Origin of the sequence: Granulicatella adiacens ATCC 49175 (assembly GCF_025150565.1) — a bacterium.
GTDB lineage: Bacteria > Bacillota > Bacilli > Lactobacillales > Aerococcaceae > Granulicatella > Granulicatella adiacens.
The window spans coordinates 395,660-409,946 of the sequence record NZ_CP102283.1 but is presented as its reverse complement, the minus strand read 5'-3'; the positions used below and the strand labels follow the sequence as shown (position 1 = coordinate 409,946).

Annotated in this window: 13 protein-coding genes; all 13 read right to left on the bottom strand. The window is 36.9% G+C overall.

From position 1 onward, the window contains the following. Positions 1-32 precede the first annotated feature (32 nt). The 13 genes from NQ540_RS02185 to acpP all read right to left on the bottom strand — a co-directional run bounded on the left by NQ540_RS02185 (position 33) and on the right by acpP (position 14,187). Positions 33-1,076, bottom strand: a complete 1,044-nt coding sequence (locus NQ540_RS02185) for a SepM family pheromone-processing serine protease (RefSeq protein ID WP_005607297.1) — start codon at positions 1,074-1,076, stop codon at positions 33-35. After that, complete coding sequence (gene coaD, locus NQ540_RS02180) at positions 1,063-1,596, bottom strand: pantetheine-phosphate adenylyltransferase (RefSeq protein ID WP_005607300.1); 534 nt, start codon at positions 1,594-1,596, stop codon at positions 1,063-1,065. Before coaD ends, NQ540_RS02185 begins: the two co-directional genes overlap by 14 nt. 1 nt (position 1,597) lies before the next feature. Beyond that, on the bottom strand, positions 1,598-2,173 hold the full coding sequence (gene rsmD, locus NQ540_RS02175) for a 16S rRNA (guanine(966)-N(2))-methyltransferase RsmD (RefSeq protein WP_005607303.1): 576 nt from the start codon (positions 2,171-2,173) through the stop codon (positions 1,598-1,600). Positions 2,174-2,678: 505 nt separating this feature from the next. Then, positions 2,679-3,110 carry a NusG domain II-containing protein gene (locus NQ540_RS02170; RefSeq protein WP_005607306.1) on the bottom strand — a complete coding sequence of 144 codons (432 nt, stop codon included), beginning with the start codon at positions 3,108-3,110 and terminating at the stop codon, positions 2,679-2,681. Next, positions 3,094-3,549: a hypothetical protein gene (locus NQ540_RS02165; protein ID WP_005607308.1), complete on the bottom strand. Its 456-nt coding sequence runs from the start codon at positions 3,547-3,549 to the stop codon at positions 3,094-3,096. Before NQ540_RS02165 ends, NQ540_RS02170 begins: the two co-directional genes overlap by 17 nt. A gap of 159 nt (positions 3,550-3,708) precedes the next feature. After that, entirely contained in the window at positions 3,709-4,629 is a 921-nt protein-coding gene (locus NQ540_RS02160) for an ABC transporter permease (protein ID WP_005607310.1), read from the bottom strand. Between the two features lie 18 nt (positions 4,630-4,647). After that, the gene (opp4B, locus tag NQ540_RS02155) at positions 4,648-5,610 is read right to left on the bottom strand and encodes an oligopeptide ABC transporter permease (RefSeq protein WP_039849210.1); all 963 of its coding nucleotides are present in this window, start codon (positions 5,608-5,610) and stop codon (positions 4,648-4,650) included. Positions 5,611-5,612: 2 nt separating this feature from the next. Continuing rightward, positions 5,613-6,557, bottom strand: coding sequence for an ABC transporter ATP-binding protein (locus tag NQ540_RS02150; protein WP_005607315.1), 945 nt, complete (start codon positions 6,555-6,557; stop codon positions 5,613-5,615). Then, entirely contained in the window at positions 6,557-7,558 is a 1,002-nt protein-coding gene (locus NQ540_RS02145; protein WP_005607318.1) for an ABC transporter ATP-binding protein, read from the bottom strand. Before NQ540_RS02145 ends, NQ540_RS02150 begins: the two co-directional genes overlap by 1 nt. A gap of 310 nt (positions 7,559-7,868) precedes the next feature. Then, complete coding sequence (locus tag NQ540_RS02140) at positions 7,869-9,653, bottom strand: oligopeptide ABC transporter substrate-binding protein (protein ID WP_039849211.1); 1,785 nt, start codon at positions 9,651-9,653, stop codon at positions 7,869-7,871. A gap of 196 nt (positions 9,654-9,849) precedes the next feature. Then, positions 9,850-11,649 (bottom strand): oligopeptide ABC transporter substrate-binding protein, encoded by a 1,800-nt coding sequence (locus NQ540_RS02135; protein WP_039849212.1) that lies wholly within the window; start codon positions 11,647-11,649, stop codon positions 9,850-9,852. A 244-nt stretch (positions 11,650-11,893) separates the two neighbouring features. After that, complete coding sequence (locus NQ540_RS02130) at positions 11,894-13,687, bottom strand: oligopeptide ABC transporter substrate-binding protein (RefSeq protein WP_005607328.1); 1,794 nt, start codon at positions 13,685-13,687, stop codon at positions 11,894-11,896. 257 nt (positions 13,688-13,944) lie between these two features. Beyond that, positions 13,945-14,187 (bottom strand): acyl carrier protein, encoded by a 243-nt coding sequence (acpP, locus tag NQ540_RS02125; protein WP_039849213.1) that lies wholly within the window; start codon positions 14,185-14,187, stop codon positions 13,945-13,947. Between the last annotated feature and the right edge of the window lie 100 nt (positions 14,188-14,287).

The following is a 14,287-nucleotide window of genomic DNA, read 5'->3' as shown; positions in this document are numbered from 1 at the left end:
CAATTAAAGATATGAGAAAAATGACTCTCCTGTTATAGATTTTTTAGAATCTCAATCGCTTCTTGTAAAGTTTTTACAGGGTAGATTTTAATATCTGTTCCTAACTTTTCAGCTGCTTCTTTTACTTCTTCGTAATTTGTCTTGATATCTGGATAACGCTCACGCATCTCATCCGTAATTTCATCATCCGGTGCTAGGAAAACAGTAGCGCCAGCTTCAATCGCAGCTACCAATTTCTTATCAATCCCACCGATTCTCCCAACTCTTCCGTCCAGTTCAATCGTTCCCGTCCCAGCAATATTATGCCCTTTTTTCAAATGGCTGTTTGTAATTTGATTATAGATTTCAAGCGTGAACATTAAACCTCCTGAAGGGCCACTGACACCATGAGGATCAAATTCAATCGACGGATCCGAAGTTACGTCTTCATCAATCTCTCCATCAAATCCTAAACGAATTCTACCGGTACGACTGTTCATTTTTAATTGCTCTCGTATGAGTTGAGGCTTTCCATCGCGTTTGACCATCAGCGATAAATAATGACCGGGCTTCAGTGAAGAAAGATAATCTTGTAGTTCTTCAAGACTTTCATCCGTATTTTCAAGTCTCTTTCCATCAATTGTTTCAATGATATCGCCAACTTTTAATTTATCACGGAAATTAGAATTTTGATCCACTCGAGTGACAAAGATACCGTTGACTTTACTTTCTACTGACTTTCCAGCTGTTTCAAAGGCGACACGAACTGCTTTTGAACGAGCATTTCGCATACTGAACTCTTGTAATTGATTATATTCTTCTGGAGTATAGTTTCCAAATACTTTTTCTTCAGGTAAAATCTCATGATGTTTGAAAAATTGTTTTAAAGAAGTTAGGACGGTTGCTTGTTCTACATAGACAGTCAGCACTCGCAGCGTCCCCTCCTCTTCATCTTTTGTCCCATTGACCGTTAGAAATTGAGATACATCTTCAGCCGTTCCGGGAGATTCAATGACGTAAGGAATGGGAATAAATGAAATAATCGCTAACAGAATAACTGTTAAAATAATATAAAAAAATTTCTTAGACTTCGACATTTGTAATCTCCTCATCCATTCTAATTTTTCGTTCTGGCGCATCCTTATACTTTTCTTCTAAGGCGCGTTTCACAACTTCAGGGACAAAAGGACTGACATCCCCACCAAAACGTGCCAATTCTTTCATCATCGAAGAGCTTACAAAGCGATATTCTTCCTTACTGAGCAAAAGAACCGTTTCAACTTCCCCATTTTGAACACGGTTATGGGATGCAAGAGTCGCTTCATATTCGAAGTCAGTTGCGTTTCGAACCCCGCGCACAAGAACGCTAGCTCCTAACTGGACCGCCGCCTCTACCGTTAATCCTCCACTTACGGCCACCACTCTGGCATTGGGTACATGCTCAATCACTTTTTCAACCAGTGATTTTCGCTCATCTAAAGAAAATAAATAATTTTTCTGAACATTATGCGATAAAACCACAATCACTTCATCGAAGAGCTCACCACTTCGCTCGATAATATCTAAATGCCCATTTGTAATCGGGTCGAAGCTTCCTGCTACTACCGCTTTTCTCATATTAAGCCTCCTCTTCGTCGGACGCACGGTCAAAGAACACTAAGGCTGTAATTCCGTACTCCACGAGCTTATATTGCTCAAATTCTAAAATTCGTTCTGGAAGTTGCACTTCCTTATCTACCTCGCAGACAATCACGCAGTCCGAGGAAAGAAGGTTGAGTTCTTGCAACTGCTCAATGTCTTTTACAATTTCTTGCAAGCGATACGGTGGATCCATAAACACCAACTCGAACGGTTCAAACGCAGGGTCACTTGCAATGGTTTTGAGTCCTTGTTTCACGTTTTGTCGTTTTAAATGAAATTGCTCTGGTGATTTTGTAATCTCGATATTTTGCTCGATCGTCTTTTGTGCAAGGCGATTGTTCTCGAATAGAAACGCACGGTCCATCCCACGAGAAACGGCCTCGATGGCGACGGCTCCGCTTCCACTGTACATATCAAGCATGACTCCTCCGTCAAAATAACCGCCCAAAATATTGAAGAGCGATTCTTTTATCTTGTCTGTCGTCGGACGAGTATTTTGGCCCGGTACTGCCTTTAAGCGTCTTCCGCCAAATTCTCCTGAAATAATTCGCACAGTGCATTCCTCCTTATTTCACTATAATACCATATTCCAGCGCTCTTTCGTGAGTTTTTTATAAAATAATGGGTAGCTTCTCTTCTATAAAAATAATTCTGTATGAATTTAATAATGACGATGATTCGAATCCTTGCGGATTTTTTTATAATAGCTGTAATGAGGCACCGGCTTGAGCCATGGTCTCAAGCTCTTTCAAGATTCAAACGTACTCTAGAAAATAAATTTTCAAGAGTACGTAATTCACTTTGAATGCTATCCCCCATTACTGCTATTATAAAATCCGCTTGATTCTCCTCATCGTCTACTTCATAGAGAATATCTTACTAGTAAGATATTCTTACTCAAAAACTCCGAAATAGGCTTGGGTTATAAAAAATGCACTGTTTGATTTTAGTCTATTTGGCAAACGCTAAGGCAACGGGCAAAATGCTCTCCTCCTTGGAACGGGAACTGTCGAGAAATCAAAAAAGTCCGCTACATACATAGCGAACTTTCCATTGCTTTATAACGGAATAATGGTGTCATTATCACTATTGGCAGGTTCGGTTGAGACAATCTCAATCATCAGCCCATGTGGCAAGCAAATACTTGTCTGACCCGGTTTGGAAATCCAGCCCGTATTCACAGCAATCTGATCGGGGCTATTATCCTCTTTATCTCTAATTCTAGTTCCATCAACTTCGATAATATTATATTGATTATCATGAGGTTCAAAATAAAACTCTTCACGAGGCGTATTTTCGCTCAACTCGATACGCTGAACCTCCTCCCCATCAATGGTAATGATGGCATATATCTTAGCTTCTTCTTTAACGGTTGCTTGTTGGTAAGCATAAATTGCATTTGGTAAAAATGATAAGACCAATAAAACGAGCACAATAATAATGTCGTATGGCTTTATCAAATCGGAATACTTCTTAAATATCGTTCTCATCCTTTAACTCTAATAATGTTCTTCGTACTTCTGAGGCAATTTTTGAACCCATCACGAGTAATTCATACAAAGTGAAAGTTTCAAATGGAGTGACTCTTCCCACATAGCGAATAAAAAGTTCACCGTCTGGGTCCATGAGTAGCGTATAGTAAGCTACTAACTCCTGGTTTAAGCGATTAATGGTAAAAAGCACATCGAATAAATCTAAGCCTAAGTCTTTCCCATTTCCGATTCCTTCATAAGTGATTTGGTAATCGGTACGGTCCTGGCTGTCATCAAACACGACGCTAAACGGGAACTCATCATCTTCTTCTGAATACAGACCCAGAAACGCAATTCCGTCATTGCCTAAATCTTTCTTATCCAGTTTCAATTCACGGTTCTTTAATACCGTTTCAAATGATTCACTTACGTACATCGTGGCCACTCCTTTCGCCATTTGTATCCTCTATTTTACTAGATTCCCATCTATTTCACAACCAAACATCGAAATCCTACACTTTTCTTCTCTATTAGGTACGAAAAAATTTTCTATTTGGCCTTTTGTGTACAAAAAAAGAGACTGAAGTTTCCTTCAATCTCTTTTGCTGTTTTATGATTAACCTAAACGTTGGCGAGAATCCGCTGCACGTTGTAAGGCTTGACCAACATAGTTGATACATAACATCATGATTAAGATTAAGATTGTGGCTGGTAACCAAACCCATAATTTGTTTTCAATGATGTCCGCATTTTTCGCTGCAGAGATTAATGTACCAAGTGATGGTGTTGTAAATGGTAAACCGAAACCTAAGTAAGTTAACCCTGTTTCAATACCAATGTTCCCTGCTAAACGTAAGATTAAGTTAACGATAATTAATGAACTTAAGTTTGGCAAGATTTCACGGAACATAATTCTAAAATCGCTAGACCCTAGTGTTTTAGACGCATTTACATAATCTAAGCTTGCTTCTTGAAGAGTACGTGTTCTGAATAAACGTGCAGAACCTACCCAATAGAAGGCTGTCATGATAAATACGAAGTGGAACATTGTATAGTTTGGAATTACTGTTACGAATACGATGATAATCATCAATGTTGGTAAAATCATGATAAAGTCAACGACACGCATAATCGTTGTATCCACCCATTTACCATAGTAACCAGAAATCAAACCAACAAAGATACCAACGATACAAGTAAGAATCGTTACTGAGAAGCCGATTAATACTGAATTACGAGCCCCGATAATTAATAAGGCTAAAACGTCACGACCACTTTCATCTGTCCCTAATAAGTGAGCATTTGTTGGTGCTTTATAACGACCTAAAATGTTTACTTTAAGAGCTGTATCTTCATTAATAAACATTGGTCCAATAAAGATAACTAAGAAAATTAACACTAATAAAATTAATGCTGTTAAGGCAATTTTGTCTTTTAAAAACTCCCGTACAATAACCTGAAAACCAGCAGGCGGTGTAGATACGGTGCTTTCTTCAACGACAGTTTCTTCAACTGTATTTACATTATTTTGCTCCATTTGCTACTCCTCCTTTTATTATTGTACACGGACACGTGGGTCTACAATACTCATAATAATATCTGATAATAGCGTACCTAAAAGTGTCGCTGTACCAAATAGTAATAGTAACGCTAAGATTACTGAGTAGTCACGTCCTGTAATAGATGATACGAATAAGTTCCCCATCCCTGGATATGAGAAGATGTTTTCGATAAACACAGAACCGCCGATTAAACCAGTGAATTCATATCCTAAGAAAGCTGCAATCGGTAAGATTGAGTTACGGAAGATGTGGCGGTTGAACACAATATTTTCAGGAACCCCTTTCGCACGTGCAGTACGAACATAGTCTTGACTTTTCGCATCGATAACCCCTGTACGTAAGTATTGAATCGTACCAGTTGTCGAAAGAATCGCCATCGTAAACGCTGGTAAAATCATATGATGGAATTTGTTCATATAATAACTCATTGTTCCGGCAACTACATCTGAATCGACAGATCCACGAGTTGGGAACCAGCCTAATGTATAACCAAATAACCATAATAATACTAAGGCGAATACGAATACTGGGATTGAGTAAGTAATAAAGGTATATACTACGATTGCTTTATCAGCCCAAGTATTTTGGTAACGACCTGCAATCATCCCTAATGGTAATGCGATTAAGTAAGTTAGAATCATCGTTAGTAATGATAACCATACTGTGTTACCAATACGTTCACCGATTAATTTCGTTACTTCATATTTGTAAGTATAACTTTGACCGAAGTCTCCGCGGAATGCTTTTGAAATCCAGTTCCAATATTGAACAGGAAGCGGATCATAGAATCCGGCTTTCACACGTAAAGCTTCAATTGTATTTGGATCCGTTTCTGGAGTAATTAAACCTGTAAATGGATCCCCTGGCATCATCTTCGCGATTAAGAATGCTAACACACTAAGGATGAAGATTTGTGGCAACATCAATAACACACGACGTAAAATGGTTTTCCACATAATTATTTTCCTCCTTTTGGATTTAATGCAACAGCATGTGTGCCTGAGATTTTTTGTAAGTCGAATACACGACCATTTTCATCATAATAAAGTTTTTGATTTTCTTGATAGAACTTTTCAGCTTCTTTACGACGAAGTTTGTTTGCTTCACGGTTTTCTGGATCGATTACCGGAATCGCAGACAATAGACGTTTTGTATAGATGTGTTGTGGATTTGCATAAATATCTTCAGCACGTCCAGTTTCAACGAAACGTCCACGGTACATGATGAATAACTCATCACACATATGTTTTACAACCCCAAGGTCATGGGAAATAAATAAGTAGCTTAAGTTGAACTCATCTTGGATACGTTTCATGTAGTTTAACACTTGCGCTTGTACAGATAAGTCTAACGCTGATACTGGTTCGTCGGCGATGATTAAACGAGGGTTACTTGCTAAGGCACGAGCAACACCGATACGTTGTCTTTGACCACCTGAGAACTGGTGTGGATATTTTAATAATGCTTCTTCAGATAATCCGATAATTTCCATTAATTCGATAACACGTTTTTTCTCTTCTTCTGGAGATAAACGTTCGAAGTTTCTTAATGGTTCAGCTACGATATCTAAAATACGTTTTTTAGGGTTAAAACTTGATAGTGAATCTTGGAAGATCATTTGTACGTTACGGTTATAGTCTGAAGTACGACGACGTGCTTTGTTTGTTACGTCTTGCCCTTCGTAAATGACTTTACCGCTTGTTACGTGTTCTAGACCAATAATCGATTTACCGATAGTTGATTTCCCAGAACCTGATTCTCCAACAAGACCGTAAGTTTTCCCTTCTTCAATTTCAAGTGACACTCCGTCAACCGCATAAACATGATCCGTTACTCGGTTAAAGAAGCCACTACGAATCGGATAGTGAACTTTTAAATCTTCAATGGTTACAAAACCGCTCATTATGCTTCCTCCCCTTCAAAATGGAAATGTTTATAACATGTACAACGAACGAAGTGATTTGGCCCAACTTCATGAAGTGTTGGATCTTCTTCATGAGCGTCCGCTGAAATCCACGGAATACGTGGAGCGAAACGGCAACCTTTACGTGGTAATTTTGGTAATGGTGGCACTGTTCCTTTGATTACGTGTAATTCTTGACCTTCTGAACCCGCTTGTGGGATTGATTGTAGTAATGAACGAGTATAAGGATGTTGTGGGTTTGTAAATAATTCAGCAACTGGTGCCACTTCTACAAATTGTCCAGCATACATCACGGCTACACGGTCAGCTGTTTCTGCTACTACCCCAAGGTCGTGAGTGATTAAGATGATTCCAGATTCTGTTTCTTTTTGGATATCATTTAATAAGTCTAAGATTTGCGCTTGGATGGTTACGTCCAATGCAGTTGTTGGTTCATCGGCAATGATGATTGGTGGTTTACATGATAATGCAATCGCGATAACCACACGTTGACGCATCCCACCTGATAATTCATGTGGGTATTGTTTGAAAGTACGTTGTGGGTTTGGAATCCCTACTTGTCCTAACAATTCTAATACACGTTCTGTACGTTCTTTTTCATTTAAATCTGTATGATAATAAAGAGCTTCATCGATTTGAGCACCAATCGTCATCAAAGGATTTAATGAAGCCAATGGATCTTGGAAAATCATTCCGATATCATTTCCGCGAATTTTGTTATATAACGCTTCATTTAAGTTTACTAAATTCACATCATTATAAATAATGTCTCCAGTAATCTTTGTGTTGTTTTTATTGTGTAATCCCATGATAGTTGTCGCTAATGTAGATTTCCCACATCCTGACTCCCCAACAATGGCCAAAATTTCATTCTTTTCTAATGTTAAAGATACATTATCTACTGCATCATAAAAATCATCTTTGATACGGAAACCAACGTGCAAGTTATTGATTTCTAATAGTGGCTTATCAATTGTCAAATCCGATTCCTCCTTATTTTTTGTTGTGTAACTATTTGTATTTTAAAATAATAAACATTGTTTCTATTATACGTTGCTTCCAGCTCGAATGCAAATTGTAAGACAATTCCAGCGCAAATACAACGTATTTTTAGTTTACCATGAATTAGGCTCGAATGCTATTATTTATGAGCAAAAAATTAACTTTTCTCATGTTATTTTAATTTTGATTCATTCTAAAAAAAGAAACAAAAATCTTCCAATTGATCTTCCTTTTAATGCTTTGGGTGTAGGAACAAAAAAGACTGGCTGAGCCAGTCTTTTCGAAACCTTATTTCGCTGCTGTATCACTCGTTAATTCGATTTGATATAGAGCTGATTTTTGACTACCTAAGTTAACATCGAAGTATTTCACACGTTTGTTAACAGCAGTAATCGATTCTCCGACTAACGTTGGGAAGATAAACGCTTTATCATGAACGTATTTTTGCCATTCTTTGTAGAACTCAATGTTTTTCGCTGAGTCAAAGGCTTCTGTTGAACTGATTTTCTTCATGATTGCATTTCCTTCTGGATCTACATAACGTTCGAAGTTAAATTTCGCTGTTTCCCCAAACAATCCTTCTGGGTTTGGATCGTAACCTGTTGACCATCCTGCTGCAAACACATCGATTTCTGGATCATCCGCTTGGATTTTATCATAGAATGAGTTCAATTCAATCGTACGTCCTGTGTACAGTTGAACGTCTAACCCGATTTCTTTCCACCAGTTTAAGTATTGTTGTACTAATGATTCGTTGGCTTCGTCACGTGTACGAGCGGCAAAAGTAATTTTCAACTTAGAACCGTCTTTGTTTTCACGAAGTCCATCTCCATCCACATCTTTATATCCTGCTTCATCCAATAATTGTTTCGCTTTTTCAGGATTGTAAGTAAATCCTTCTTGGTCTTTATTATAAACATCTTTAAAGAACGGAATGATAATAGAATTTGAGGCATGTTGTAATCCGTTATACAAGTTTTGACCCGCTGCTTCAACATCTAGTGCATACGCCATCGCTTGACGTAGGTTTGCATCACTCATTTTTGCATTTGGATCTGTTACATTTTTACCTGCAGCATTATCATATTTTCCTAAGTGGAAACCGATATATTCATAGGCTGATTCTTGTGAACTTAAGAAAGTCACATTTGTTAAATCTTTATAAGCTTCATATTGCGCGTTTGGCATTGTCGCGATATCGTAATTCCCAGCTTTCATTTCTGACACGATATTATCTGGTGAAACGACTTCCATTACGACTTTATCAACTTTTGCTACACCTTTATAATAGTGTTCATTTGGAACGAGTGTTACAGATTCACCGGCTACAATAGAATCAATTTTGAATTGTCCAAGACCAACGAATTTTTTACTACGAACGTAATCACTTTGTTCCCACTCCGCTTCAGGAATGTCTTTGAAGATATGTTTCGGCATAATATAAGCAGAAACAGAACCACCGGCTAATTGCATTGAAGGGCTCATTTCTTTGAAGTGAATTTTCACCGTGTAATCATCCACTTTTTCAAGACCTGAAACACTATCTGCTTTTCCATTGTGATAGTCTTCCATCCCAACGACATTTTTAAAATCACCGTCGTAACGAACACCTGTATAGTCTTTATTTCCGATGGCTTGATAAGCGAAAATATAGTCATCGATTGTCACTGGTTGGCCATCAGACCATTTATACTCTTTTGAATTTAAAGTGACCGTTGCTGTTTTATTCTCAACATCAAATTTAATACTTGCTAGACCCGTATTGGTTAATTTACGGTTCTCATCATATTCAAACATGCTTTCATCTATAAGACCCCCGATAGTTGAATCAGTAGTGACTTGAGACAACTCATCTGCAAAAATCCCAGAAAACGGTGATGAAGATACGATAGCATATTTTAATGTGCCACCTTTAATCGGCGTGCCTTCATGAGTGACTTCTGATGCATACTTCGTTTTGGCTGTACCGGCTTCAGTACTTGTTGTCGACGAACTACTATTATTTCCGCCACAAGCAGCTAAAGTTAAAGCTGTCGTTGCAGAAAACAAAATCATCATTTTTTTCTTGTTCATATTCATTCTCCGTTCTTTTATTTTGCTCTTATTTCGAATCCATAAATTTATGTTGGGATTATAATACTTGATTTTTTATCAAATTGCAAGTGTTTTTTAATCTTATTTTAATTTTCATCATTTTTTACTCATTTTTGAAAAAAGTTTTCAAAAACAAAACAAGCCTAGGAAATTTCCTAGACTTGTCTTCATTTTATTATTTTGCTCCATCTTCAGAAGTCAATTCGATTTGGTAAACTTGAGATTTAGAACCACTTGTTGCAATTGAAGTGTCATAATATTTCACACGTTTATTTACAGCAGTTACACTGTCCCCTACTAAAGTTGGAATCATGAAAGCTTCATCTTTAGCATATGCTTGCCATTCTTTGTAGAACTCTTTATTTTTCGCATCGTCAAAAGCGTCTGTTGAAGAAATTTTCTTCATGATTTCAGTACCTTTTTCATTTACATAACGAGAGAAGTTAAATTTAGCTGTTTCACCAAACAAGTTAGATGGGTTTGGATCATAACCTGTTCCCCAACCACCAGCGAACATATCGATTTCTGGATCATCTGCTTGAATTTTAACGTAGAAGTTATTTGATTCAATTGTACGCCCTGTATAAAGTTGTACATCTAAACCAACTTCTTTCCACCAAATTAAGTATTGTTGGATTAATGATTCATTCGCTGCGTCACGAGTACGAGCAGCAAAGTTAATCGTTAACTTAGAACCGTCTTTATTTTCACGGATTCCGTCACCATCAACATCTTTATAACCAGCTTCATCTAATAATTGTTTCGCTTTCTCTGGGTTATAAGTAAATCCTTCTTGCTCTTTGTTATATACATCTTTGAAGAATGGTAAGATGATAGAGTTTGTACCATAGTTCAATCCGTGATATAAGTTTTCTCCAGCTGAATCGATATCTAATGCATAACCGATTGCTTGACGAAGAGCAGGATCGCTCATTTTCGCTTTTGGATTCGTTACGTTTTTACCTTGTGATTTATCAAATGTTCCTAATTTGAATGAAATGTATTCATAAGAAGGCGCAAATGAACTTAAGAATGTTACGTTTGTTAAATCTTTGAATGCTTCATATTGAGCACTTGGCATGCTTGCGATATCGTAGTTTCCAGCTTTCATTTCTGAAACGATTGAGTCTGGAGAAACTACTTGCATCACCATTTTATCTACTTTAGGACGACCTTTATAGAAGTTTTCATTTGCTTTTAAGGTTACAGATTCCCCTGGCACGATTGATTCAATTGTGAACGGTCCTAAGCCGACTACTTTTGTACCGCGTACATATTCACTTTGTTCCCAATCTTTAACTGGAATATCTTTGAAGACATGTTTTGGCATTGTGTATGCTGGAATCGCTCCACCTGCTAATTGCATAGAAGGTAACATTTTTTCAAAGTGAATTTTCACTGTATAATCATCCACTTTTTCCACACCAGAAATCTTATCTGATTTGCCTTCGTGGAAGTCTTTCATTCCGACAATGTTTTGGTAACGGTCGTTGTAACGAGAACCAGTGTAGTCTTTGTTACCGATAGCTTCGATAGCGAAGATATAGTCATCGATTGTGAATGGTTGTCCATCTGACCATTTATAGTCTTTCGCATTTAAAGTGACAGTCGCTGTTTTTCCTTCAACGTCTAATTTTAATGAAGCTAAACCTGTATTCGTTAACTTACGGTTTTCATCATATTCAAACATTGATTGGTCTACTTGACTTGCAATCGATGAGTCAGTAGTGTTTGTTGATAATTCATCAATGAAAATACCACTGAATGGTGAAGCCGCTACTAAAGCGTATTTTAATGTTCCGCCTTTAATTGCAGTTCCTTCATGAGTAACTTCTGCATTAAATTTTGATTTTGAACTTGCTTTTGCTGGTTCAGATGAAGTGTTTCCACTATTTCCATTATTAGCATTCCCACATGCTGCTAATGTTAGTGCTGCCGCTGCAGCTGATAAGAATAATAAGCTCTTCTTTTTCATTTTTCCTCCACTCTCAGACTTCGAGTCCATCCTAACTTCAGATGAATTGTCTGACAAATTAATTCTTGATGTTAATTTTAACAGAATTTTAATTATTTGCAAGAAAAATCTATATTCTTTTTTAACTTTATTTTAAGTACCTGATTTGGACTATATTTCATTAAGAACTCTTTTCTTTTTAAACTTCTTTTTATACAAAAAAAGACCTTGCAAAAGCAAGGTCTTAAAATAAGATTTCATTCAATTATTTATCAGCAACACCAGTATCAGAAAGTAATTCTACTTGTTCCCATCCAGATTCTTTACCTTGAGCAATATCTACATGTTTAACACGTTTGTTTACTGCTGTTAATGAGTAAGTGTTGAAACGTGGAACTTGGAATGGATTTTCGAATACAAATTTTTGCCATTGTTTGAATAATTCAACACGTTTAGCTTGATCGAATGAAGCTTCAGAAGCGATTTCTTCGATTAACTTGTTGTGTTCATCGTTCACATAGTGTGAGAAGTTGAAACGAGCTTTTGGTCCGTATAATCCATCTGGGTCAGGGTTGTAACCAATTGTGAATCCACCTAACCACATATCGTAGTCATCCGCATATTTTGTTAATTTTTCAGCGTATGCGTTAAATTCTAATGCACGGCCGTTTAATAACTCTACGCGTAGACCAACATTTTTCCACCATTCGATGTATTGTTGAATAACAGCATCATCTGTTTGGCTACCTACTGGCACTAATAATGTGATTGTTAATGGTTTTCCTTCTTTGTCTTCAACATAACCGTCTCCATCAGTATCTTTGTATCCTGCATCCGCTAAGATTTTTTTAGATTCTTCAGGGTTGTATGTGAATCCTGGGACTTCTGATTTATCCGCATAGATTTCACCAAAGAATGGTGTTAATAATGTATTTGCTGCAGTACGTAAACCTTGGTAAGTTTCGTTAGCTACTTGTTCATTATCTAATGCATAAGCGATGGCTTTACGTAAAGCTGGATCACTCATCTTCTTAGAAGGTTCAAATACATGTTCAGCTTTTTCTTTATCATAGTGACCCATATTGAAACCAATGTAAGAAATACTGTTTGTGATGTCACCAATTAATGTGATATTTGATAAGTTTTTATAAGCATCATATTGGTCTGAAGGCATTTTAGCGAAGTCATATTTACCAGCTTTCATTTCTTGAACGATTGAATCTTGAGATACGATATCTGCTTTTACGCCGTCCACTTTAGGTTCGCCTTTATAGTAGTATGGGTTTTTCTTGAATGTTACAGACTCCCCTGGAACTACTGTATCGACGATGAATGGTCCATTACCCACAACTTTAGTACGAGCTGCATCTGAAGTTACTGCTTGTTCATAAGTCATATCTTTGAAAACATGTTTTGGCAAGATACTACCCATAATAGCATTTCCACCTTTTTCTAAAGCTGGATACACTTCTTTCAAGTGGATTACAACTGTTTGGTCATCCACTTTTTCAAGTCCTGAGATTTTATCTGCTTTTCCTGCGTGGAATTCTTCCATACCAACAACATTTTCAGCATTTTCATCGTAACGAACTCCGTCATAGTCTTTACGCCCGATAAATTCATAAGTAAAGATATAGTCATCGATTGTTAAAGGTTGTCCATCTGACCATTTGTAGTCTTTAGAACGTAATTTTAATGTTACAGTTTTCTTTTCTCTGTCTAAAGTGAATTCCATCATACCGCCATCTTTTTTGATGCGTTGGTTTTCATCGAATTCGAATAAGTTTGCAAAAGCAAAATCTTCTAATGCACCGTCGGCATTATCAATTGATAGTAATGGGTTGATTAACCCTTTAAATGGTGAGTCAGATACAATCGCATAGTTAATTGTTCCACCTTTTACAACTGTCCCTTCATTTGATACTTCCGTTGGGAATTTACGTTCTGATGCTTTTGCAGCAGACTCCCCACTAGCGTTATTCGCTTTGTTGTTATTACATGCAGCTAAAGTTACTAAAGAAGCAGCACCTAATAAACCAGCAATTGCTTTTTTGTTCATGTGTTTCCCTCCAACTTTGGATTTGTTTTTAGAATATCTTAAATATTACTCTTATTCCCATGTCACTGCAACCTTAAACCTTATTCTCATTATATTTTTATTTTTCTATCATTTTTTTTTAATAATAAAGGCCTCTCCGTTTCAATATTTTGTACATATTATGTAGAAAAAGTCTTTAATTTGTGAACATCATGAATATTTTATTTCTTTGTTAATAAAAAAAGGATGGTAGACAATCCTACCATCCTTTTTGAATATTAAGCTTGATGTTCAGTGATATAATTCACTGCGTCTCCAATTGTTGTGATGTTTTCTGCATCTTCATCAGAAATTTGAATTCCAAATTCATCTTCTAATTCCATAACTAATTCCACGACATCTAGTGAATCTGCGCTTAAGTCTTGTTGGAATGTCATGCCTTCCGTTACGGTTGAAGCGTCAACGCTAAAACGGTTTGCAATCAATTGAGCTACTTTATCAAAAACCACTTGATTTGACATAACTTTCTCTCCCTTCTCATTAAGGTTTCCTAGGAGGAAATGCAATCAAATCCTCAAACCTTATTCATCCGCATTCGAAAGCGGACTATCTATTAATTCA

Bases quoted from the DNA above. Each gene is read 5' to 3' on its own strand.
- NQ540_RS02185 (WP_005607297.1), bottom strand. From the start codon at position 1,076: ATGTCGAAGTCTAAGAAATTTTTTTATATTATTTTAACAGTTATTCTG.
- coaD (WP_005607300.1), bottom strand. From the start codon at position 1,596: ATGAGAAAAGCGGTAGTAGCAGGAAGCTTCGACCCGATTACAAATGGG.
- NQ540_RS02170 (WP_005607306.1), bottom strand. From the start codon at position 3,110: ATGAGAACGATATTTAAGAAGTATTCCGATTTGATAAAGCCATACGAC.
- NQ540_RS02165 (WP_005607308.1), bottom strand. From the start codon at position 3,549: ATGGCGAAAGGAGTGGCCACGATGTACGTAAGTGAATCATTTGAAACG.
- NQ540_RS02160 (WP_005607310.1), bottom strand. From the start codon at position 4,629: ATGGAGCAAAATAATGTAAATACAGTTGAAGAAACTGTCGTTGAAGAA.
- opp4B (WP_039849210.1), bottom strand. From the start codon at position 5,610: ATGTGGAAAACCATTTTACGTCGTGTGTTATTGATGTTGCCACAAATC.
- NQ540_RS02150 (WP_005607315.1), bottom strand. From the start codon at position 6,557: ATGAGCGGTTTTGTAACCATTGAAGATTTAAAAGTTCACTATCCGATT.
- NQ540_RS02140 (WP_039849211.1), bottom strand. From the start codon at position 9,653: ATGAACAAGAAAAAAATGATGATTTTGTTTTCTGCAACGACAGCTTTA.
- NQ540_RS02135 (WP_039849212.1), bottom strand. From the start codon at position 11,649: ATGAAAAAGAAGAGCTTATTATTCTTATCAGCTGCAGCGGCAGCACTA.
- NQ540_RS02130 (WP_005607328.1), bottom strand. From the start codon at position 13,687: ATGAACAAAAAAGCAATTGCTGGTTTATTAGGTGCTGCTTCTTTAGTA.
- acpP (WP_039849213.1), bottom strand. From the start codon at position 14,187: ATGTCAAATCAAGTGGTTTTTGATAAAGTAGCTCAATTGATTGCAAAC.